General features: G+C 70.4%; 16 protein-coding genes, 1 pseudogene and 1 riboswitch. Of the genes and pseudogenes, 5 read left to right on the top strand and 12 right to left on the bottom strand.

Annotated features, from left to right (window positions below; all coding sequences use genetic code 11):
• Positions 1 to 29: 29 nt before the first annotated feature.
• The 4 genes and pseudogenes from ACZ561_RS03410 to ACZ561_RS03395 all read left to right on the top strand — a co-directional run bounded on the left by ACZ561_RS03410 (position 30) and on the right by ACZ561_RS03395 (position 6,584).
• Entirely contained in the window at positions 30 to 1,625 is a 1,596-nt protein-coding gene (locus ACZ561_RS03410) for a flavin-containing monooxygenase (protein ID WP_470989069.1), read from the top strand.
• A gap of 233 nt (positions 1,626 to 1,858) precedes the next feature.
• Positions 1,859 to 3,882: pseudogene (locus ACZ561_RS03405) on the top strand (phosphocholine-specific phospholipase C).
• A gap of 312 nt (positions 3,883 to 4,194) precedes the next feature.
• Positions 4,195 to 4,346: riboswitch (cyclic di-AMP (ydaO/yuaA leader) on the top strand.
• Between the two features lie 2 nt (positions 4,347 to 4,348).
• Positions 4,349 to 5,251, top strand: coding sequence for a LysM peptidoglycan-binding domain-containing protein (locus tag ACZ561_RS03400; protein WP_470989066.1), 903 nt, complete (start codon positions 4,349 to 4,351; stop codon positions 5,249 to 5,251).
• A gap of 175 nt (positions 5,252 to 5,426) precedes the next feature.
• Positions 5,427 to 6,584 (top strand): hypothetical protein, encoded by a 1,158-nt coding sequence (locus ACZ561_RS03395; RefSeq protein ID WP_470989063.1) that lies wholly within the window; start codon positions 5,427 to 5,429, stop codon positions 6,582 to 6,584.
• A 136-nt stretch (positions 6,585 to 6,720) separates the two neighbouring features.
• Here the strand turns inward: ACZ561_RS03395 and ACZ561_RS03390 are convergent, their stop codons facing one another.
• The 9 genes from ACZ561_RS03390 to ACZ561_RS03350 all read right to left on the bottom strand — a co-directional run bounded on the left by ACZ561_RS03390 (position 6,721) and on the right by ACZ561_RS03350 (position 17,933).
• Positions 6,721 to 7,896, bottom strand: coding sequence for a hypothetical protein (locus ACZ561_RS03390; protein ID WP_470989060.1), 1,176 nt, complete (start codon positions 7,894 to 7,896; stop codon positions 6,721 to 6,723).
• 155 nt (positions 7,897 to 8,051) lie between these two features.
• Positions 8,052 to 10,328: a S9 family peptidase gene (locus ACZ561_RS03385; RefSeq protein WP_470989057.1), complete on the bottom strand. Its 2,277-nt coding sequence runs from the start codon at positions 10,326 to 10,328 to the stop codon at positions 8,052 to 8,054.
• A gap of 66 nt (positions 10,329 to 10,394) precedes the next feature.
• Entirely contained in the window at positions 10,395 to 11,063 is a 669-nt protein-coding gene (locus ACZ561_RS03380) for a DUF4097 family beta strand repeat-containing protein (protein WP_470989054.1), read from the bottom strand.
• Between the two features lie 216 nt (positions 11,064 to 11,279).
• Positions 11,280 to 12,557, bottom strand: a complete 1,278-nt coding sequence (locus ACZ561_RS03375; protein ID WP_470989051.1) for a phosphoribosyltransferase family protein — start codon at positions 12,555 to 12,557, stop codon at positions 11,280 to 11,282.
• 58 nt (positions 12,558 to 12,615) lie between these two features.
• Positions 12,616 to 13,728 carry a CapA family protein gene (locus ACZ561_RS03370; RefSeq protein ID WP_470989048.1) on the bottom strand — a complete coding sequence of 371 codons (1,113 nt, stop codon included), beginning with the start codon at positions 13,726 to 13,728 and terminating at the stop codon, positions 12,616 to 12,618.
• A 40-nt stretch (positions 13,729 to 13,768) separates the two neighbouring features.
• On the bottom strand, positions 13,769 to 14,425 hold the full coding sequence (locus ACZ561_RS03365) for a LutC/YkgG family protein (protein WP_470989045.1): 657 nt from the start codon (positions 14,423 to 14,425) through the stop codon (positions 13,769 to 13,771).
• Positions 14,422 to 15,906 carry a lactate utilization protein B gene (locus tag ACZ561_RS03360; RefSeq protein ID WP_470989043.1) on the bottom strand — a complete coding sequence of 495 codons (1,485 nt, stop codon included), beginning with the start codon at positions 15,904 to 15,906 and terminating at the stop codon, positions 14,422 to 14,424. The genes ACZ561_RS03365 and ACZ561_RS03360 overlap by 4 nt, the downstream gene beginning before the upstream one ends.
• Positions 15,903 to 16,658, bottom strand: a complete 756-nt coding sequence (locus tag ACZ561_RS03355; protein ID WP_470989041.1) for a (Fe-S)-binding protein — start codon at positions 16,656 to 16,658, stop codon at positions 15,903 to 15,905. The genes ACZ561_RS03360 and ACZ561_RS03355 overlap by 4 nt, the downstream gene beginning before the upstream one ends.
• A gap of 75 nt (positions 16,659 to 16,733) precedes the next feature.
• Positions 16,734 to 17,933: a serine hydrolase domain-containing protein gene (locus ACZ561_RS03350; protein WP_470990044.1), complete on the bottom strand. Its 1,200-nt coding sequence runs from the start codon at positions 17,931 to 17,933 to the stop codon at positions 16,734 to 16,736.
• Between the two features lie 190 nt (positions 17,934 to 18,123).
• Between ACZ561_RS03350 and ACZ561_RS03345 the strand changes: the two genes are divergently transcribed.
• Positions 18,124 to 18,822, top strand: a complete 699-nt coding sequence (locus ACZ561_RS03345) for an alpha/beta fold hydrolase (protein ID WP_470989038.1) — start codon at positions 18,124 to 18,126, stop codon at positions 18,820 to 18,822.
• Between the two features lie 72 nt (positions 18,823 to 18,894).
• Here ACZ561_RS03345 and ACZ561_RS03340 read toward each other — a convergent pair whose 3' ends face one another.
• The 3 genes from ACZ561_RS03340 to ACZ561_RS03330 form a co-directional block, all read right to left on the bottom strand.
• Positions 18,895 to 19,812, bottom strand: coding sequence for a phosphatase domain-containing protein (locus ACZ561_RS03340; RefSeq protein ID WP_470989035.1), 918 nt, complete (start codon positions 19,810 to 19,812; stop codon positions 18,895 to 18,897).
• A gap of 2 nt (positions 19,813 to 19,814) precedes the next feature.
• Positions 19,815 to 21,035 (bottom strand): T4 RnlA family RNA ligase, encoded by a 1,221-nt coding sequence (locus ACZ561_RS03335; protein WP_470989032.1) that lies wholly within the window; start codon positions 21,033 to 21,035, stop codon positions 19,815 to 19,817.
• 154 nt (positions 21,036 to 21,189) lie between these two features.
• The gene (locus tag ACZ561_RS03330) at positions 21,190 to 21,654 is read right to left on the bottom strand and encodes a hypothetical protein (protein ID WP_376441160.1); all 465 of its coding nucleotides are present in this window, start codon (positions 21,652 to 21,654) and stop codon (positions 21,190 to 21,192) included.
• Positions 21,655 to 21,715: the final 61 nt, after the last annotated feature.

The raw sequence follows: 21,715 nt of genomic DNA, 5'->3' as shown, positions 1-21,715 counted from the left end.
TGCTCCGTGTTGCTTCCGACACTAAGAACATGACGACGAGCACCGGTCCATCCACCACGCCCTCTCCCTCCTCCGTACTGCCCGAGCACATCGATGTCGTGGTCGTCGGCGCCGGCCTGTCCGGCGTCGGCGCGGGCTACCGGCTCGGGACGGAGTGCCCCGACCGCTCCTTCGCGATCCTCGAAGCCCGGCAGAGCATGGGCGGGACGTGGGACCTCTTCCGTTACCCGGGTGTGCGCTCCGACTCGGACATGTTCACACTGGGGTACCCGTTCAAGCCCTGGCGGGACTCCAAGGTGCTCGCCGACGGCGCGTCCATCCTCGGCTACATCAAGGAGACCGCCGCCGAGTTCGGCATCGACCGGCACATCCACTACGGCACGCGCGTCCTGGCCGCCGACTGGTCCTCGCCGACCGCCCGGTGGACGCTCACGCTGGAGCTCACGGACGCGCGTGGCGAGGTGACACGGCAGACGCTGACCTGCGACTTCCTGTACACCTGCGCGGGTTACTACAACTACGAGCGGGGCCACTCCCCGGACTTCCCGGGGATCGATTCGTTCGAGGGGCGGGTCGTGCACCCGCAGTTCTGGCCCGCGGACCTCGACCACACCGGCAAGCGCGTGGTCGTCATCGGCAGTGGGGCGACCGCTGTCACTCTCGTGCCCGCCATGGCCGGCCGGGCCTCGCACGTCACGATGCTCCAGCGCACCCCCACCTGGATCAGCTCGCTGCCGTCGAGAGACGTGGTGGCCGATGCCGTGCGGGCGGTGCTGCCGGCGAAGGCGGCGCACCGGGTGGTCCGTACGAAGAACATCCTGTTCACCATCGGCGTGTACCAGTTCTGCCGCCGCGCGCCGAGGACGGCACGGCGTGTCCTGAGCGGCCTCAACCAGCGTGTCCTGCGGGACGAGGGGCTGATCCGGGAGCATCTGACGCCCAGTTACGATCCTTGGGACCAGCGGCTCTGCGCCGTTCCGGACGCCGATCTCTTCCACGCCCTGAAGAGGGGCGAGGCCGAGATCGTCACCGATCACATCGACCGTTTCGTGCCGGAGGGGGTCAGGCTGACATCGGGCCGGGTGCTGGAGGCCGACGTCGTCGTGACGGCCACCGGACTCGAACTGCTCGCCTTCGGCGGCATCGAGCCGACGGTGGACGGCCGGCCGGTGAAACTGTCGGACCAGTTCGTGTGGCAGGGCACGATGCTCACGTCGGTGCCCAACTTCGCCTTCTGCATCGGCTACACGAACGCTTCCTGGACGCTGCGCGCCGACCTGACCTCGCGCCTCGTCTGCAAGGTGCTCAACCACATGGGCGAGCGGCGGTACGCGGCGGTGGTGCCGAAGCCGGAGGGCATCCTGCGCGAGCGCCCTCTGCTCGACCTCGCGTCAGGCTACGTCCGGCGCTCGATCGACGCCTTCCCGCGTCAGGGCGACCGGAGCCCGTGGAAGGTCCGCCAGAACTACGTCCTGGACGCGGCGACCACGATGCGCACGAACCTGGACCGCACCCTGGCACCGACCCCCCTGACGCAGGTGCTCGCGGCCCGAACGGCAGAAAAGCACGCCGAGGAGGCCACGGAGCGCGTCGGTGCGTCCGCGCCGCCCGTCAGGAGGCCGTGAGGCGAACCGGGCAGGGCAGAGCCTCACTCGTCGCGCGCGAGGCTCCGTCGTGCCGCAGCCCCACGCGATCGCCGTGCTTCATTGGTTCGACATCCCACCAATCCCCACCAAGCAACAACCGCCCGTCGGAAGTTCACCCAAGAATTACCGCACGGATCTATACCTTTAAGCCACCCTCCCTCATCCTGTCCACGGTGTGCCGCTGGGGCACGCAGTGACGCGAGAGGCGGGGCATGACTCCCATCAGCCGCAGGGGATTCGTCGGGATCGGGGCAGGTCTCATGGCGGGCGCCGCCCTCCCCACGGGCACGGCATCGGCCACCGCCGCGGCCGCCAACGGCACGCTCACCGACGTCAAGCATGTCGTGATCCTCATGCAGGAGAACCGCAGCTTCGACCACTACTTCGGCCGGCTGCGCGGCGTCCGCGGCTTCGGCGACCGGGCGGCGGGCAACATCCCGGGCGGCTGGGGCACGTTCAACCAGCCCAACTGGGGCGGCCGCCAGTACCCGTGGAAGCTCAGCGCCACCCCGCCCGCCGGGGGCGTCGACGGCGAGACCCTGGCCCAGTGCAACGGCGACCTTCCGCACAGCTGGACCTCGCAGCACGCGGCATGGAACGCGGGCCGTATGGACAACTGGGTGACCGGCGTCGGCAACACCCGCACCCTCGGCTATCTCGACCGCGGTGACATCCCCTTCCACTATGCCCTCGCCGACAACTACACGATCTGCGACGCGTACTTCTGCTCGGCGCTCAGCGCCACCGGCCCCAACCGCACCTTCCTGTGGAGCGGCAGGATCGACGCCTCCAGCAAGGACGGCGGCGACGAGTCCGGGCTCACCTGGGAGACGTACGCCGAGGCGCTCCAGCGTGCCGGGGTGAGCTGGAAGGTCTACCAGAACGCGCAGGACAACTACGGCGACAACGGCCTCGCGTACTTCAAGAAGTTCACCGACGCGCGGCCCGGCGACCCGCTGTACGACCGCGGCATGGGGTCGGTTCCCAAGGTCACCGGATCGACCCCGGACGACATCGCCGCCGCGATCCGGGCCGACGTCGTCGCCGGCACGCTCCCCCAGGTCTCCTGGGTCGTGGCCAACGAGGCCTTCTCCGAGCACCCGTACGCCCCGCCCGGCGACGGCGCGCACTTCGTCGACCTCGTCTACCGCGCGCTCGCCGCGAATCCCGAGGTGTTCGACGGGACGGTCCTCTTCCTCAACTACGACGAGAACGACGGATTCTTCGACCACGTCCCGCCGCCGGTCGCCCCGCCCGGCACCCCGGGCGAGTACCTCGACGGTGTCCCGATCGGTCTCGGCTTCCGGGTCCCGATGCTCGTCATGTCCCCGTGGACGCGTGGCGGCTGGGTCAGCTCGGAGGTCTTCGACCACACCTCCGTCCTGCGGTTCATGGAGACCTGGACGGCCGCCCTCGGCACCCCCGCCGCGTGCCCGAACATCAGCGCCTGGCGGCGCAAGGTCACGGGCGACCTGACCGGGGTCTTCGACTTCGGGAACCCCGTCTTCGGCGTTCCCTCGGGGCTCCCGTCCACCGCCAAGGTGATCGGGCAGTCGACCTGCGCCCCCCTGCCCAACCCGGTCCCGCAGGACAACGCCCTGCCCGCGCAGGAGGCCGGCACCCGCCCGGCGCGCGCCCTGCCGTACCAGGTGAACGGCAACCTCGACCGGTTCGAGTTCGGTGCCGCGGGCAAGATCCTGGCCTGGTTCTCCATGACGAACCAGGGCGCGCAGGCGAAGCGCGCGGCGCACTTCACGATCCATCCGCACCAGCACCGGTCCACGGCGGCCTGGCAGTACACCGTCGACGCGGGCACGACGTCCACGGACTACTTCAACATCGGGACGGGCTCGGGGTCGGGCAAGTACGACATCTCGATGATGGGCCCCAACCGCTTCCTGCGCCGCTTCATCGGCGACGCCTCGAAGCCGGGCAGGCGATCGAGGTCGCGGCGCGCTTCGCGACCGAGCCGGGCACCGGGAAGACGGCGATCTGCTTCGCGATGAAGAACACCTCCACCACTCCGGTGACCTTCACCATCCGCTCGAACGCCTATCGTTCCGACGGGCCGTGGACGTACACGGTGGCGGCGAACTCCTCGCGCGAGGACTACTTCAACGCCGTGGCGTACCACAACGGCTGGTACGACTTCACCGTCCTCGCCGACATCGACGGCACCTGGTCGCGTCGCTACACGGGCCACATCGAGACCGGCACCGCGAGCATCACCGGCTGACACACAGCCGCACTTCCTATCAAAAGGGACACAAGAGTCTTTACCATCCCTTGTGTCCCTTTTCTCAACTCACCTGAATTTACCCTAATGACCGATTTGGCACCCCTGGTGAGATGAATCACGCAAAGGGCCTGCAACCATCTCCTCGCACCTTCCGTCCCCTTGCCGCTCAAGGAAGTTCGGCGGGGTGGACGCGGCGGAAATCCCCTCGGCGAATTACCCACGTACGCGACGTCTTGTTTCTGTCGACATTTCTCGCCTACGGTCACCTCGACCCGGACGGATCGCCGAATCCTGCCACCGTCCGAAAAGACCGATCATTCACCCGAAGGCAGGAGCGGGGGACCCACTATTCGCCGGTCCGGATTTCTCCGGAGCGGCTCGGGGTGAAGTCGCACGTGTGCGGCCGGGCATCTCCAGCCCGAACCCGACAGCTCACCCCGCAGGCGCCGGAGAGGAATGCATCATGCCCGCACACGGTAAGCACCGGCGCCCCAAGCGACGTCCCCTGACCCGCGGTATCGCCCTTGCGAGCACGGGTGGCGCCGCACTGGCCCTGCCCCTGGTCGCCACGGCCACCGCTCATGCGACGCCCCAGACGGCCCCCGCGACCGCCCCCGCCGAGAAGACCGTCTTCAGCGCCCCGGCGAAGATCGCGGAATCAATTCCGGCCGCCCAGAATTCTGCCGCCAAGATATACAAGGTCGTCCGCGGCGACTCCCTTTCGGTGATCGCGCACGAGCAGGACGTCCAGGGCGGCTGGAAGGCCCTGTACCGCGCGAATCGCAGCGCCGTTGGTGACAACCCGTCACTTATCCACCCTGGCCTCGAACTGACGCTCAGCGGGAATTCCGCCACCGCCCCGAAGCAGCCCAAGCAGTCGAAGTCCTCGGCCCGTTCGGACGCCGACCGGGCCGACCGCTCGCAGCAGCGGAGCGCCGCTCCGGCCAAGGCCGCTCCCGCCAAGGCCGCTCCCGCGAAGCCCGCCGCCGCGGCTTCCGGGAAGGCCGCCGCCGCGGCCCCCAAGGCCGCCCCGGCGAAGACCTACGCCAACAACCTCGACGGGTGGATCCGCGAGTCGCTGGACGTCATGGCGCGCTACGGCATCCCGGGGTCGTACGACGGGATCCACCGCAACATCATGCGCGAGTCCTCGGGCAACCCGCAGGCCATCAACCTCTGGGACTCGAACGCCGTCAAGGGCACGCCGTCCAAGGGTCTCCTCCAGGTCATCGAGCCGACCTTCCTCGCCTACCACGTGCCGGGCACGTCGATGGACCTCTTCGACCCCGTCGCCAACATCACCGCGGCCTGCAACTACGCCGCGGACCGCTACGGCTCCATCGACAACGTCAACGGGCCGTACTGATCCCCGCTCCGCGTCGACTCCACGCCCCGGCCCCGGTCCCTCATGGGCCGGGGCTTCGGCGTCCCGCCAAGCGGTCTGGGGCATTCCGTCCCCATGTCGCGTTCATGGCGTGCACCATGGGCGACTGATGATCCGCGATGGGGATCGCGGATCCCGTCCCTGGGGGGAACGACGTATGAAGAGAACGCTTGCCGTGTGCGCGGCCGCCGCCGCCATGGCCGGTCTGCTCACGGTTGCCGGTCCGGCCGTCGCCCAGACGCCCGGCGCCGCCGCCGCCGCCTCACGGTGCACGCCCGGCCCGACCGTACTTCCCTCGCTCCCGCCGGACGCCCGTGGCGGGATCTCCACCGAGGGCGTGCACGATCTCGGCCCGCGCGGCCTGGCCGTGGGCGCGAGCGGCGGCCTGCCGGTGTACTGGCGAGGTGAGCGGCTGCACCGTGTGCCACTGCCCGAGGGCTACGACGAGGGTGCTGTCCGAGCCGTCAACCGGCAGGGACTCATGGCCGGCTGGGTGGGGCGCCGCTCCGACGGTTCGACCGCCCTGTTCAGCTACCGCCCCGGGGCCTCGTCGGTGCGGCTGTTCGCCGACGGGGTGCCACGGGGCGCGTCCGATGTGGACGTCGACGACGCCGGGCGGATCGCGGCCGTCGACAGCGACGGCACGGCGAAGGTGTGGCGGGACGGGAAGGTCACGCGGACCCTGGCGCTGCCGCCGGACGCGGGACCGGGCACGGTCGTGACGCGGATCACCAGTGTCAACGCGCGCGGCGATGTGATCGGCGCGGCCGAGCAGTCGTACGACGGCCCCGACGGTTTCACCTGGAGCTCCTTCCCGGTCCTGTGGCCGGGGGACGGCGGTCCGGCGCGTGCGCTGCCGGTCGCGCGCGCCGAGTATCTGGTCCACAACATGGCCGAGGGCATCGACGACGCGGGGCGGGTGGTCGGGTACGTCTCGGTCAGCGACCGGTTCGACCCGGAGAGCGAGCCCTGGTCGTGGACGCCCCCGTACCAGGATCACGGCTCGTCCCCCGGCCTCGTTGCCGGGCAGGAGGAGGGTGAGTTCGGTGCGATCAGCCCGACGACGGGCGTCGCGGTGGGTACGGCGACGACCCACCGGGAGGGCGCCCCGCTCCTGCCCTCCCAGGCCCAGTTGTGGCCGGGGCACGGCCCGGTGCTCGCGCTGCCGTCGCTCGAGGCGGACCGTGACGCGACGGCCCGCGCCGTGTCGGACGACGACCGGGTGGGCGGAGTCGCCGTCGACGCGTCGTGGGTCGCCCGTCCGGTGATCTGGAACTGCGCGAGCCGACAGGCGTACGTGCCCCCGGGCTCGTAGCGGCGGCAGGCGACATCGGGGCGCGGACGGGCCGGACCGGAGTGCGTCCGCGCCCCTGACCGGTAAAGGGTGCGGACAGGACACGCCAGGTCCGCACCCCGACAGGTCGGGCGTCGGGAGGTCGGACGTCGGCAGGTCAGGCGTCGAGCCGGGGCCGGGCGGACTCCGGTACGGAGGTGGTGGCGTCCGTGGTCTTCGTGCGGCCCACGGCCACCCGTAGCGTCACGGCAGCCGCGACCCCCGCCACCACGCCCCAGGTCAGGGCGGCCGGAACGCCTCCGCCGAGGACGGCGGACATGTGCAGGAGCCCCCAGCGCAGGCCCGCCCCGTCCGTCGCGATCCCCAGGAGCTGGCCGGCCAGCAGCGCGAGGACGGTCGCGCAGACCGCGCCCGCCGCCATCGCGGGGACGGTGACCCGGGTGAGCAGCACGGGCAGCCGGCGCAGTGCCCACCACACGACGACGAGAACCAGCACGTCGGCGGCGCGGTACAGGAGCCAGTCGCCGAGCTGCACGCCCGCCGGGCTGTCCCATGCGCCGAGCAGCAGCCACTGCCGCAGGAGGTCGCCCGGTTCGGCGAACAGCCCGCCGTCCGGGGAGACCGTCTGGATGGCGGCGGCGACCGGTTGGTACGAGAGGACCAGCAGGGACAGGGCGATCGCAGCGGTCCCGACGGTGGCGGCGAGGCGGGCGGCCCGCGCGGGGACCACCTCCTGCGGCAGCGGACCGGCACCCTTCGCGGTGACGCGCGCGACGAGCACGGTCACGACCGCCGTGACCAGTGCGGTCGCGACCAAGGCCTGCCGCCCGGTGGAGATCACGCTCGCCAGCTGGGGCAGGAAGCGGTAACTGCCGCGCCCGTGCGAGGCGATCAGCCACGGTGCGGAGACGGTGACCGCGAGCGTCCCGGCCACGAGACCCCAGGCCCACAGTGCGAGCAGCGCCGCGGTCAGCCTGCCCCGTACCGGCGGCAGCCTGCGGATCAGGAGCAGCGCCCCGGGCACGAAGAAGGCGAAGACCGCGAAGAACCGGATCTGCATCCCGGTGCCGTACAGCCCGAGGTAGCGGCCGGCGTCGGTCCCGGCCGTGTCCCCGACCCCTCCGGCCACCTCGGCTCCGAACCGGACCGAGGCCGGAGGATCGTACGACCAGGGAAGCAGCCAGCGCTCGAGCTCGGCGGTGGCCTGACCGCCGAGGACGCCGGTGGAGCCCGGCAGATGAAGTGCCTGCGCACTCGCTCCCGCCCACCACAGCAACGCCGTGAGCAGCAGCCCACCCACCAGTGCCGGTATCGCCGCGCGCCGGTATGTCATGTACGTCCCCCGCTGTGATCGGACCCCGTGCTACCCCTTGCGGGGTGGAGGTTACGGGTTGTTGATCACACGCGCATCAGCGGCCTATGTGCGACTCGCCCATTGCCGTTGTGCCGGAGGAGAGTGAAGACGCTCTCCTCCGGCACGTGGCACGCTCAGCCGAACATCTCGCCGAGCAGCTCGGGGCCGATGGCGATGGGGGCCGGGCGGTACGCAGGAGGCTGCGTACCCATCAGCTCGCGCACCAGGAAGTCCCAGCAGCGGGTGCGGACATGGGCCAGGCAGTCGATGAACGTGTGCTCGGCGCCGGGCACGATGTGCAGTTCGAAGTCCTTGCCGGCGGCGAGGAGCCGGTCGGCGAGCCGCAGCGTCTGCTCGGGGTGGACCTGGTCGTCCATCTCGCCGTGGATGAGCAGCAGCTTGCCCGCCAGCCGGTCCGCGAGCTCCAGGCTGGAGGTGCGTGCCCAGGCCTCGGGATCGGCCGCGCCGTCGTACGTCTCCACGAAGCCCAGGTTGAAGTGGAGGGCGTCGTGCGAGCCGGAGAGGGCGACTCCGACCTTGTACACCTCGGGGAAGTCCAGCATCGCCCGCGCCGCGGCGAACCCGCCTCCGGAGTGGCCGAACACTCCCGTCCGGTCCAGGTCCATCCAAGGCCGGGTCTCGGCCAGCTGCCGCAGCGCGGCAGCGTGGTCGGCCAGGCAACCCGCGTCGGCCAAGTGACCGTAGGAGGCGTCGTGGAAGGCCTTGCTCCGCCCCGGGGTGCCTCGCCCGTCCAGCGCCACCACGACGAAGCCCAGTGCCGCGAGGGGTTCCGCGTCGAGGCCCATGCCGCCGGGGTCGAAACACGGGGCGACCCGGGTGACCTGTGGGCCGGGGTAGACGTTGTCCACCACCGGGTAGCGCTCTGCGGGGTCGAACCCCCGCGGCCGGTACAGCACGCCGTAGATGTCCGTCACGCCGTCGGCCGCCTTGACGCGGAAGCGCTCCGGAGCCGTCCAGCCGGTGGCGACGAGCTTGCCGATATCGGCACGCTCCAGCTCGACGAGGACCCGCCCGCTCCAGTCACGCACGCTGGTCACCGGCGCGGTGTCGACGGTGGACGCGGAGTCGATGAAGTACTCCTGGTCGTCCCCCATGGTGACGATGTGGTCAAGTTCGTCGTCCGTGACCTTGGCGAAGCCGGAGCCGTCCAGGCCGACACGGCACACGGTGCGCCGGTAGGGATCCTCGTCCACCAGACCGGTGGCGGTGAAGTACACCACCCGCTCGGTCTCGTCGACGCGCAGGATCTGCCGAACCACCCACTGCCCGGACGTGACCTGCCCGAGCAGCGCGCCGGTGCGCAGGTCGTACCGGTACAGGTGGCCCCAGCCGTCCCGCTGCGAGTACCACAGGACTTCGTCGGCACGGACCCGCACGATCGGCGGCTCGTACATCGACTGGTTGGGCTCCACCCGGGTGGCCCCGGTCTCGCTGAGCACCGTGGTGACCTCGCCGGTGACCGGGTCGAGGCGGTACAGGGTGAGCGTGCGCAGGTCGCGGGGCCGGCCGAGGTAGTACACCGCGGAGCCGTCCGGGGCCCACCACGCCCACTTGGCCATGATCGGCGACATCACCGGCATGAGCAGCGGGTCGGCCTGCGCGCGGACCACGGTGCCCTCGGTGACGTCCAGCACGACCAGTTCGGCGTGCGGCATGTTCTCGTCCCCGGCGTAGGCGAACCGCTGGGTGTGCAGGCGGGGCGCGCCGCCGTCGGCGGGCCGGGCCTCCACGAGGTGCGTCTGTCGGACGCTGCGCTCGTCGGTGCGGTGCGCGAGGACCTTCGTCGAGTCGGGCGACCACGCCACCGCCGGCGGCAGGTACGGCAGCCCTATCTTGCGCAGCAGGGTGCCGTTGCTCGTACAGTCCGGGCCGTAGCCGTACCCGTGGTCGGGTCCGCCGTCGGTGGTCAGCGCCCACTCACGCCCGTCGGAGAGCGAACGCGCCCACAGGTCGTGCCCCCGTCGGGACACCGCTACCTTCCCGTCGGGCGACGGGACTTCAAGGGGGTTTCCCGGAGGGGTGAACTCGGCCCGCTCGCAGACATAACTGTCCAGTCCACAGCGCCAGTACTCGCCGAGCGCGAAGAACTCCACGGCGTTCCCGGCCCATTCGATGGCCATGAACGGCAGGGCTTCAGGGTCGACCTGCTGCCCGGAGGCATCGGCCAGTGCGGTGGCGAGCAGGGCGTGGTCGAAGGCCGGCTCGCGCGTGCCCGCCGCCGGGTCGACGAGCACGAACCGCCTGCCGACACCATTGCTCACCGCGTACCAGAAGCGGGCGCCATCGTCGATCCACTGCGGCCTGACCTTGTCGCCGACGACGAGCTCGCCGGGGCGGGCGGGGCGGCGCAGGAGCTGCTCGGCGGCCTGGTAGTCCTGAGTGGTAGTCATGCTTCGTGTCCGTCCTTGGTGTTGATCGGTGTTGATCTTGATCGAGGTCGCGCCGACCCGGCGTTTCTAGAGGGTGCGGGCGGTGATGTCGCCGTAGGCGGTGGTGGCGTGGATGTTCAGGCCGGGGGTGCCGTCGGTGTTCTGGAGGGCGTTGTGGATCCGGCCGTAGGCGGTGCCGGCGTCCAGGGAGGCGGAGACGCCGTGGGCGGCGCCGACCGAGATCCCGCCGGATTCGGTGTGCAGGGTGACGGTGCCGCGCACGGCCTCGGTGACCTTCAGGTCGCCCTTCCGGGTGCGGATCTCCGCGTCGCCGCCCAGGCGGCCGACCGCGATGTCGCCGGCCTGGAGGGTCAGGCGGGCGCTCGCGGCCTCGTCGAGCTCGACCGTGCCCTGCGCGGCCTCGAAGGCGACGTCACCGAGCCGTCCGGTGCTGCGGAGTTCGGCGTCGGCGCCCTTGGCCTCGACGCGGGAGCCGGCCGGCAGCTGGACGGTGACCTCGACGTATCCGGAGCCGCCGAGGACCTGGCTCTTCGCCTCCGGGGCCTGGATCCGCAGGACACCGCCGGTGAACTCGACCGTGGTCTGCTCCGCCGCCGTCACGTCACGGCTCCTGGAGGCGTCGGCGGGCAGGACCTCGACGGTGACGTCGGCCCGGTCGGCGGCGACGAACCGGACGCGCCCGGCGGGGATGTCCAGGACGGCGGAGATCGCGGCGGTGGTGGCGAACTTCTGCATGGTGCTCTCCTCGTGTCAGCAGCGTGCACTCCGTCGGCCCGCTGTTTCTGATGATGGAAAGCTACGTTGCGTTCATAGACTTGGCAACAGACTCGTTGCGCAGAATTGCCATCACTGCAGATCAATTGAGGGAAATCGTTGCAACGGCTCTGCCGCCTAACGCAACGACTGTCACGCTATTCGTTGCAACGGATGTGCGCTGAACGCTACGGTCGTTCAGAAATGGTCACCGAACCAACCGGCCGCGAGTTCACCGACGCGTTCCAAGGTGCCCGGCTCCTCGAAGAGATGAGTGGCGCCGGGGACGACGACGAGCTCGTTCTCACAGCGCAGTTGACGTTGTGCCTCCTCGTTCAGGTCCACGACGAGGGGGTCGTGGCCGCCCACGATGAGGAGAGTGGGGGCGCGTACGGCTGCGAGGTGTGGACCGGCGAGGTCCGGGCGTCCGCCGCGGGAGACCACGGCGGACACGGTCGCGGCAGGGTCGGCGGCGGCCCAGAGGGCGGCCGCCGCGCCGGTGCTGGCGCCGAAGTAGCCGGTGCGCAGCCCGCCGATGCCGGGCTGTTCGCCGAGCCACGCCGTGGCCCGGGCCAGACGGTCGGCCAGGAGTTCGGTGTCGAACACGTTGGCGCGGTCGGCTGCCTCCTCCTCGGTGAGCAGGTCGAAGAGGAGCGTGCCGAGGCCGGCTCGGTTCAGGTCTTCCGCGACGGCGCGATTGCGGGGGCTGTGCCGACTGCTGCCGCTGCCGTGGGCGAACAGGACGACTCCTGCCGCTCCCTGAGGCACCACCAGATGCCCCGCTACTTCCAACTCCCCTACCTGGATGCGCACTTCCGCGTCCGTCGCGCCGGATCCGCGCGCGGCACGGTTGCGCGCCAGGCAGGCGAGGACCTCCTCGTCGGCGGTCTGCGAGAAGTCCTCGTAGAACTGGCCGATCGCGTAGAAGAACTCCGGCTCGTGCACGCTGGCCGTCTCGTCCGCCTCCCCGCCGATACGGGCCGGCCAGCCGGCCGGCGCGACGGGGACCGCGAGCACGATCCGCTCGGCCCCCCGTGCGCGGACGACCCGGCAGGCGGCCAGTGCCGTGGCGCCCGTCGCCAGCCCGTCGTCGACCACCACGGCCGTACGGCCGTCGAGGCGGGCCGGTGGTGTCGTCCCGCGATAACGCTCGGCCCGTTGGCGCAACACCACCCGTTCCCGTTCCTCGACCGCGGCGACGTCACGGTCCGAGACGCCTGTCTCGATCAGCACGTTCTCGTTGAGGACCCGCACGTCTCCCTCCCCGATGGCGCCCATGGCCAGCTCTGGCTGGAAGGGCACTCCCAACTTGCGTACGAGGCAGACGTCGAGAGGCGCCCCGAGTGCGTCGGCAACCTGTTCGGCGACCGGCACGCCGCCGCGCGGAAGGCCCAGGACCACGACGTCGTGGCCCTTCAGATGGTCCAGGCGGGCGGCGAGTTGCCGTCCGGCGTCCGTACGATCGGTGAAGTACATGTCCCGCTCGTCTCCCTGGTCCGGAGCGTGCGCGCGGTCGGTGCCGTGCCGCGTCCCGTCAGGCGGGACGGGCGACGAGGGTTCCGTCCTCGTCGAGGGCGACCTGCGCGCCGTAGGGCCGGCTCGTCCGGCCGAGTACGTCGTGGAGCCACCGCGCATCCCGGCCGGGGGCGTGCTCCAGCCTCATGCGCCGGGCCCGCAGGGGAATGATGCGCACCTCCTGGAGTCCGCCGTCTTCGGGCCTCACCGCGGCGACGGGGAGCAGCCGCAGGTCGTCGCGGTACTGCTCGTAGCCCGTGATGCCCTCGTAGTCGTTGATCAGATCGCCGCAGCCGTGCAGGACGAGTCTGCCCCGGTACACCTCCACGGGCCGGGGGTGGTGCGAGGAGTGTCCGTGCACGATGTCGGCGCCGCTGTCGATCAGGGCGTGCGCGAAATCGACGTCGGCACGGGAGAGCGCGTAACCCCAGTTCGAGCCCCAGTGGACCGACACCACGACGATGTCGCCCGGTCTCTTGGTCTCCCGTATCCGGGTGGTGAGGCGGGTGGCGGTGGCGTCGGTCGACGCGGCGGCGAATTGGACGCCGCCCAGCTCGGCCGTGGCGGCCCAGTAGCTCGGGATACCGCTGGAGGCCATGCCCAGGGCGTGGACGACGAGCCGACCGCCACCGGGAAGGTCCACGACTGCGGGCCGACCGGCCTCCTCGGTGTTCCGGCCTGCGCCCACCGTGCGCAGCCCGCTCGCGGAGAGCGCGCCGAGGGTGTCGTCGAGACCGACCCGGCCGTAGTCCAGGACATGGTTGTTGGCCAGCACACAGACATCGGGGCGGACGGCCGCCAGGCTCGGCAGGTTCTCCGGGTGCATCCGGTAGTGGACCGCCTTCCCGGGGGCGAACTCGCCGTTCGTGGTGACGGCCGTCTCCAGGTTGGTGATCCGGACGTCGGGCGCGGCATCGTCGAGGGCGCCGAGCGCGACACCCCAGGGATAGGCGAAGTCCACGCGGTGGGGAATCGGTCCGTTCACCGCCTCCGCGAGCGCCACATAGGACCGTGCATCATGCACATACCGCTCGCGGAGAGCCGGATCGCCGGGATGGGGAAGGATCTGGTCGACTCCGCGGCCGAGCATCACATCGCCGCAGAGGAACAGTCCGACCAGGTCACTGCCCATACACCCAGGGTAGACGCGGTGGGGCGGGGGCGGCCGGGGATCAGGCCCCGCCCACCAGTACGACCTCCAGCGTGCGCGGGCCGTGCACTCCTTCCACTCGGTCGAGTTCGATGTCGCTGGTCGCGGAGGGGCCGGAGATCCAGGTGAGCGGGCGGGTCGGGTCGAGGCGTTCGAGGGCTTGGGGGACGGAGGAAACAACCTGGTCGGGGACCCGTACGACGCAGATGTGGTGGTCGGGTACGAGGGTGATGCGGCGGCGGCCCTGGTCAGGGCTGCCATCCAGGACGATCGTGCCCGTCTCGGCGACGGCGATCGCACAGCCGGTGACGACGCTCTCCACCTGGTCGAGCTCGTGCGAGGTGCTCGCGGCCCGGTCGTGGACCCGGGTGGGATCCGCGGCCGACATCCACTCGGGCGGCAGCCCGGGAGGCACGAGGACGTACCGCGGCCCCCGTGCGGCGAGCAGTCTCATGATCAGATACGGAAGCTCCTCGGCGTCCGTGCGGTGCACGATCGCCCGGTAGTCGGCGAGGTTCTCGGCCAACAGCTCGACCATCTGTTCCGTCGTCCGTGACCCCTGCTCGCGCAGATAGTCGCGGTCGACGGCCTGCTCGACAGCGTGCTCGTACGTGCCGGGGCCCTCGTGCGGGCCGAGCGCGCGCCGGATCCGCCCCAGAATGACGTCCCTGCCGCTCATCGGCCGGTCTCCTTCGCTGCCGCGCCGTGCGTGCGATGCCACCAGTCGCGGAACGGTTCGGGCGGCAGGGTCGGCAGGTCCCTCGTCGCCGTCCAGGCACGGCCCGGACCCGGCACCGTACGGGGGTGGAAGCGGCGGGTGCGTGCGGCCAGGCGTTGGCCGGTGGCGAGCGCTGCGGGGTGGCGGAACGCCCACTGCGCCGCGCGCATGGCGGCACGCTCGGCCGCGTGTCCCTTGGCGGGTTCGAGGGTGACCCTGCTGCCGTCGCGGGTGACCGCGCCTCCCTGGACGATTCGCTCGCGCAGATGGACCAGGACTTCCGGGATGTCGATGGCGACGGGACAGACGTCGTAGCAGGCGCCGCACAGGGTCGAGGCGTACGGGAGTGAGGCGTCGATCTCGCTCGCGGTGCCGCGGAGTTGAGGGCTGAGGATCGCACCGATCGGACCGGGGTAGACAGAGCCGTAGGCGTGACCTCCGGCCCTCTCGTAGACCGGGCAGACATTGAGACAGGCCGAGCAGCGGATGCAGCGCAGTGCCTGACGGCCGACGTCGTCGGCGAGGGTGTCGGTGCGGCCGTTGTCGAGCAGGACCAGATGGAAGGCCTGCGGACCGTCGCCGTCGGTGGTGCCGGTCCACATCGAGGTGTACGGGTTCATCCGCTCGGCCGTCGAGGAACGCGGCAGCGTCTGCAGGAACACCTCCAGATCACGCCAGGTCGGCACGACCTTCTCGATGCCCACCACCGAGATCAGCGTCTCGGGCAGCGTCAGACACATACGGCCGTTGCCCTCGGACTCGACCACCACAAGGGTCCCGGTCTCGGCAACCATGAAGTTGGCACCCGAGACCCCGACCTTCGCACGCAGGAACTTCTCCCGCAGGTGGAGCCGGGCCGCCTCCGCCAACTCGGCGGGTGTGTCGGTCAGACCCTCCGGCGCCGGACGCCCCCAACGACCCATCTCCGAGCGGAAGATGTCGCGGATCTCCCCCCGGTTGCGATGAATCGCCGGCACCAGGATGTGGGACGGCCGGTCCTCACCCAACTGCACGATCAGCTCGGCGAGATCCGTCTCGTACGCGGCGATCCCTTCCGCCTCCAGAGCCTCGTTGAGGCCGATCTCCTGGGTCGCCATGGACTTCACCTTGACGACCTCACTCTCGCCCGTCGCATTCACCAGGCCGACCACGATCCGGTTCGCCTCCGCGGCATCAGCCGCCCAGTGCACCGTCCCACCCGCCGCCGTGACGGACTCCTCCAACTGGACCAGGTACGTGTCCAGATGACGGAGCGTGTGGTCCTTGATCTGCTTCCCGGCCTCCCGCAGCTCCGCCCAGTCACCCAGCTCGGCGACCGCCTTGCTCCGCCGCTCGCGGATCGTGTGCGTGGCGTGCCGCAGATTCGCCCGCAGAGTGGCGTTCCGTACGGCGTCGTGTGCGGCCTTCGGAAAAGACGGCATCCCCATGAACGTCCCGCTCATGCCACCGGCTCCGATTCCGTGCTCGCCAGGATCTCGGCGATGTGAACCGGTCGCATCCCCACCTCGAGGCGGGTCATGGTCCCGCCGATGTGCATCAGACACGAGTTGTCCGCCGCACAGAGCACCTCAGCCCCGGTCGACACCGCGTTCCGCACCTTGTCGGCCCCCATCGCCGCCGAAACGTCCGCGTTCTTCACCGCGAAAGTGCCACCGAAACCGCAGCACTCCTCCGCGCCCGGCAGCTCCACCAGCTCCAGCCCCTTCACCGCCGTCAGCAGCCGCAGGGGCCGGTCGCCGAGTCCGAGACTCCGCAGGCCGTGGCACGTCGGGTGGTACGTGGCCTTGTGCGGGTAGTACGCGCCGACGTCCGTCACCCCCAGCACATCCACCAGGAACTCCGTCAGCTCGTACGTCTTCGGCACCACCGGCGCCACCGTGGCCGTGAGCGAGTCACCCCGGCCCTCCGCCCGCGCCCGCTCACCCATCCGCGGATACAGTTCCCGCACCATCGCCCCACACGACCCCGACGGCGTCACGATGGCGTCGTAACCGCCGAACACCTCCGCGAACCGCCGAGCCAACGGCTCCGCCTGACGCCGATAGCCCGTGTTGTAGTGCGCCTGACCACAACACGTCTGGCCCATCGGAAAGTCCACATCCACGCCGAGCCTACCCAGAAGCCTCACCACCGCCCGTCCGGTGTCCGGATAGAGCGTGTCGTTCACGCAGGTCAGGAACAGTGCGACACGCATCGGGCTCCTTCGTATGGGTCGGACGGCCTCGTCCGAGGTTCATACCGCACCGGCGGTCGGATGCGGAACTGCCGCTCAGGACGTGGACGGTGGCTTCGACGTCGGGGGCGGCTGGATCACCGGAATGGTGAACACATGCTCCGGGCTCACGATGCGGGTGATCGCCTGACCGAAGAGCGTGCTCGGTTCCTGTCCGTCGTGATCGATGTCCGTGTTCAGCATCACGACCATCGTGGCCTTCGCTTCGGGCAGGTAGACCACCAGTGACTCGTAACCGGGCAGTGAGCCGTTGTGGCCGATCCAGCCGTCGACGTCGAAGATGCCCAGCCCGTATCGCACGCCGGCCAGGCCGGTCGGGACGACGTCGAGGCGTTGCGCCTGGGTCTCGGGGGTGAGCAGGGTACCGGTGGCGAGAACGCGTGCCCAGGTACGCAGGTCTCCGAGCTGGGAGATCATCGCTCCCGCCGCCCAGCCCCAGGAGGGGTTCCAGTCCGTGGACTCCTCGACCTGCCCGGTCGCCGTCTGGTTCGTGTAGCCCTGGGCGTGCGGGCTCGGGAACTCGGCGCCTGTCGGGAAGAGGGTGTGGCGCAGTCCGGCCGGCTCGATGACGTTCTCCTGGATGTACTCGTTCAGGGGCTGTCCGCCGGCCTTCTCCACGACGAGACCGAGCAGGATCAGATTGGTGTTGCAGTACTCGAACTCCGCGCCCGGCTGGAAGTTCACGGGGTGTTTGAAGGCGATGTCGAGCAGTTCCTGCGGTGTCCAGGGCCGGTCGGGGTTGGACGTCAGGGTCTTGTAGAACCCCTCGTCGGCGGAGTAGTTGAACAACCCGCTGCGCATTTCGGCGAGTTGGCGCAGTGTGATCTCGTCGCCGTTCGGTACGCCGTCGACGTACTTGTCGATCGTGTCGTCCAGGCCGACCTCGCCCTGGTCGACCAGTTCGAGCATCGCGGTCACGGTGAACGTCTTGGTCACGCTGCCGATCCGCATGTACAGGTCCGGATTCATGGGAGCCCTCGTGTCCTTGTCGGCGACGCCGAAGGACTTGACGTAGGTTCCCTTGCCGGGAGCGGAGAGCGAGACCATCACGCCCGGCACCTGAGCCTCGCGCATGACCTCCTGGATCGCGGTGTCCAGGCGGGCCGCCACGGCCGGGGTGAGCTCGACGAACTCGCCGTTCGAGGCGGAAGGAGCGAGTTCCGCGGCGCTGTAGGCGGCGGTGGGGGCTTCCACGGAGAACGTCGCCGCCCCTGCCGAGGCGGGGACGGCCAGCATGCCGGTCGCGGCGAGAACCACGCAGACCCGGCGCCACCGCGCCCGCGAGGGCGAGTGCGCTTGCGAGTACCTCACGGCAGGCCTCCTGCCACACGAGGGAACCCCCGCATTCAGGCTAGGCCGCACGTGCAGACCGTGCACGGCGAGTGCCGTCGGCCCGATTGTCGGACCCCTCCGCTACGTTGCCGCCATGAGCGCATACGTGCTGGTGGCAGGGACATGGCTCGGAGCGTGGGCGTGGGATGCGGTGGTGCCCGAGTTGCGGGCGGGCGGTCATGGTGCCCATGCGGTGACGCTGTCCGGGGTCGCCGAGCGGCAGGGCGTCGCCGCGGGGCAGCAAACGCATGTGGCGGACATCGTCGACGTGGTCGACCGGCTCGATCTGCGTGACGTCGTCCTGGTGGGGCACAGCTACGCCGGCATCCCGGTCGGGCAGGCCGCCGAGCGGATCGGGGACCGGCTGGCCCGGGTGGTCTTCGTGGACTCCAACGTGCCGGCCGACGGCGGGTCGTTCGTCTCCGCGTGGCCGGACGGTCGGGCGATGGTGGAGAGTTCGATCGCCGAGAACGGCGGCTTCTGGGCGCCGCTCGGCGCGGCCGACTATGCGGGGCAGGGTCTGGACGACGCCCAGATCGCCCGGATCGTCGGCGGCTCGACGCCACACCCGGGCGCCTCGCTCACCGAACCGGCCGAACTGGCCCGCCCGCTCGGCGAGCTGTCGGCGACGTACATCAAGTGCCTGCTGGACGGCTCCGAGCCGAACGACGACGTCGCGGCGTTGCTGCAGAGCGAGCGCTGGGAGCTCGTGCGGATGGACACGGGCCACTGGCCCATGTTCTCCCAGCCCCACGAGCTGGCCCGGATCCTCCTCGACGCGGCCCGGAAGTAGCGGTCCCGGAGATCGCCGTAGCCCTCCGGGGCCCTACGGGACGAACGATCACGGTGACCGACCGGCCGGGTCCTAGAAGTTGCCGTAGTTGACCTGCCAGGTCGGCAGGCCCATGTGGCGCCAGAGGGCGACCACGCGGTCACGGTCGTCCAGCGAGACCCGTACGGCGTATCGGTGGCGCACATGTGCGTCGAAGAGTTCGGCCTTCACGATGTCGTCGCTGCGGCCGTCGTCCGAGGCTCGCATCCACAACTCGTCGTAGGGGACTCCGTGCTGGGCGAGCCATGCCTCGGTCATCGGCCGGTGGTCCTCGCTGCGGCCCGAGACCAGGACGATCGTGTCGTTCTCCGCGCTGCGGAAGGCCCGCAGGGCCTGCCGTACCGAGGCGTTGACGAGGTCGAGGTCGCAGCGCGAGAAGTCGTACGGACCTCGGTCACCGCGCAGCGCGAGCGTGCCGTCGATGTCGCACATCACCGCCGACGGCAGCGCCGGGTCGGGGACGTAGGGCGCGGCCGAGGGTCGCTTGCCCAGCCACTCGGCGGTCAGCCGCCAGCCGCCGCGGGTGGCCTTGGCGTGCTTGTCGGCCAGAATGCGGATGATCTCCTCGCCGACGGATCGCTCGCGCGCGGCGTCGCGTCGTACGCACTCCTCCACGGGCACGTCGGTGAAGTCGTGCACGACGAAGTCGGCGTCGAGGCCGGTGACGGCCGCGATGAGCCGCTTGGGGATGTGCGGGGTCAGGTGCGTGTTGTCGACGACCACGTCGAAGCCGCCCTCGACGGCCGAGCGGACCGCGGCGTCCTGGATGTCGAGGACGGTCCGCTCGTGCGCGTGCGAGCGCCCGCGCTCGGGGGCCGGGATGTCGAGCATCGTGCGCAGGTCGTCGAGGTTGACGCGGCGCATCCGGCCCTCGGACTCCGACTGCAGCCGCCGGGCGGCCGTGGTCTTCCCCGAGGCGGGGAGTCCCGTCATGACGTGTACTACGGGCACGGTCAGTTCTCCTCGTCGGTCGTGAACGGGTCGGCGGCCTCCGGCCTGACGGAGCGCCAGACGACCAGGTCGGTCGGTCGTCCGTCGAGGCGCAGGAACATGGCCGAGCGGATCTCCGGGGCGACCGGCAGCTCCTTGACCGCCCGGGCGAAGGCGCCCCGGTCGGCAGCCAGGTGGGTGACGCGCTTGTACGCCTCGTCGATGGCGTGCTCGCGGGCCGCCGCCTCGTCCTCGAGCCGGGCGATGACGCCGCGCACCCAGGTGTCGAACTCGTCCGGCACCTGTTCCAGCAGGGCGTCCAGCGGCCGGCCGCCCGTGGCTCTGATGCCGCCGAGTTCGGCGACCGAGCACCCCAGGCCCGACGCCAGCCGCTTGACGGACATTCCGGCGAAGCGCTGGATGCCGTGGCTGCGCCAGATGTCCCGCTCGGTGACCCCGGTCAGTACCTTGTGGAGCCGTACGTACTCGCTCAGCTTGGCCTTGGCCCGTACGCCCGAGGCGTACCGCAGGACGAAGCCCTCGGCGTCGGTGCCGGTGGCGGCGTGGCCGCCGGGCAGCGTGTTCGACTCGGTGAGCGCGATCAGTTCGGTGAGGGACATCGCGGGCCAGGTCCGTACGACCGTTCCGATCTCGGTCCACGCGGTCGCGGCCTCGGTCAGGGGCACCTCGCTGCCGTCGGGGCCGAAGGCGGCGAGGAGGACCAGGTCCCGGCGGTCGCCGTAGTCCACGACGATCCGGTTCTGCGGGTAGAGGATCTCGGCGAGGTACGTGACTCCGGGAGTCAGCGCGCCCGTGTCCCGGGCGTCGAGCCGGCGCTGCGCCCAGGTCGCCTGGGTGCTGATGAAGGAGCCCTTGGAGGCCACGTGCCAACGGCCCGCGTAGTGGAAGATCACCGCGAGGCTGCCGTCGACCTTGTCGTAGACGTCGAAGGGCTCGTCGGGCAGTGCGGGCGCGTAGGGCTGACCGGTCTCGTGCTCACCGATGTTGAAGAACTTCGGCAGGGGCAGTGCGACGATCTCGCCCGTGGTGTCGTCGGCGACCAGTCCACGGCAGCGCGTGGTCACCCGGTTCCAGATGCGCTCGTACTGGCAGGCGCGGGTGTAGGTGTAGATCGACAGCGGCAGCTCGGGATGTGCCTTGCGGGTGACGTGCCCGGCGTCGATGGCCGCGGTCAACTCCTGCGGCGGCAGCAGCTCCTGGAGAGTCAGGTATGCCTGGCTCATGGGTTCCTCCTGGTCGGTGATGGTCCATTCTCACCTGCGAAGAACCTGGCCGGACACTGCTTTTCGTGGGCGGTGCGGGAGGGGAGGGGTGCCCTTCCCCGGGCGCCCCTCCCCTCCACTCATGCGAACTCTCGGCTCGTACGAGCCGCCGGGGTCAGCCCGGGAAAGGAACGTTGTCCTCGTCCGAGATCGGGTTGTTCATCACGCGCGTGGTGTGGCAGTACGAGACGGCGCCGTTGCTCACCTTGACCTTGCAGACCTCGAAGTAGGCGTAGCTGATCCAGCCGCCGGGGGCCGCGTAGGTCGTCCACGAGGCGGTGTCCTGGCCGGACGGGATGGTCCGCATCCGCCACGTGATCTTGCCGTTCGCGCCGCCGGTGACGAGCCGCGCGCCGACCGCGTAGCCGTCGGTCCGCTGGTCCCGAAGTGTGATCTTGACGGGGTCCAGCTTGTCCGCCCGCCAGCCGATCTCGAAGCTTCCGGAGAACGAGAAGTCCCCCGCCTCCACGGAGTCCCCGGTGGTCGGGACGGCGGCCGCTGCGGGCGTGGCGGCGAGCGGCACGATCAGGGCGGCCACGGCCGTCGCACAGGCGGCAGCCACAGTGTGCTTGAAACGCACGAATCCCCCAAAACAATGAACCGAGTTGGTCGTAGGTGATCACTTTAGCGCCACATAAGGG

This window comes from Streptomyces sp. NPDC039609, assembly GCF_055596705.1.
The sequence above is the reverse complement of the archived record's forward strand: the minus strand, read 5'-3'. Positions and strand labels throughout refer to the sequence as shown.

Coding starts and splice junctions, on each gene's coding strand:
- ACZ561_RS03390 (WP_470989060.1), bottom strand. CDS start 7,896: ATGACATACCGGCGCGCGGCGATACCGGCACTGGTGGGTGGGCTGCTG.
- ACZ561_RS03395 (WP_470989063.1), top strand. CDS start 5,427: ATGAAGAGAACGCTTGCCGTGTGCGCGGCCGCCGCCGCCATGGCCGGT.
- ACZ561_RS03350 (WP_470990044.1), bottom strand. CDS start 17,933: ATGCTGGCCGTCCCCGCCTCGGCAGGGGCGGCGACGTTCTCCGTGGAA.
- ACZ561_RS03410 (WP_470989069.1), top strand. CDS start 30: ATGACGACGAGCACCGGTCCATCCACCACGCCCTCTCCCTCCTCCGTA.
- ACZ561_RS03365 (WP_470989045.1), bottom strand. CDS start 14,425: ATGAGCGGCAGGGACGTCATTCTGGGGCGGATCCGGCGCGCGCTCGGC.
- ACZ561_RS03345 (WP_470989038.1), top strand. CDS start 18,124: ATGAGCGCATACGTGCTGGTGGCAGGGACATGGCTCGGAGCGTGGGCG.
- ACZ561_RS03360 (WP_470989043.1), bottom strand. CDS start 15,906: ATGAGCGGGACGTTCATGGGGATGCCGTCTTTTCCGAAGGCCGCACAC.
- ACZ561_RS03370 (WP_470989048.1), bottom strand. CDS start 13,728: ATGGGCAGTGACCTGGTCGGACTGTTCCTCTGCGGCGATGTGATGCTC.
- ACZ561_RS03335 (WP_470989032.1), bottom strand. CDS start 21,035: ATGAGCCAGGCATACCTGACTCTCCAGGAGCTGCTGCCGCCGCAGGAG.
- ACZ561_RS03380 (WP_470989054.1), bottom strand. CDS start 11,063: ATGCAGAAGTTCGCCACCACCGCCGCGATCTCCGCCGTCCTGGACATC.
- ACZ561_RS03400 (WP_470989066.1), top strand. CDS start 4,349: ATGCCCGCACACGGTAAGCACCGGCGCCCCAAGCGACGTCCCCTGACC.
- ACZ561_RS03375 (WP_470989051.1), bottom strand. CDS start 12,557: ATGTACTTCACCGATCGTACGGACGCCGGACGGCAACTCGCCGCCCGC.
- ACZ561_RS03385 (WP_470989057.1), bottom strand. CDS start 10,328: ATGACTACCACTCAGGACTACCAGGCCGCCGAGCAGCTCCTGCGCCGC.
- ACZ561_RS03355 (WP_470989041.1), bottom strand. CDS start 16,658: ATGCGTGTCGCACTGTTCCTGACCTGCGTGAACGACACGCTCTATCCG.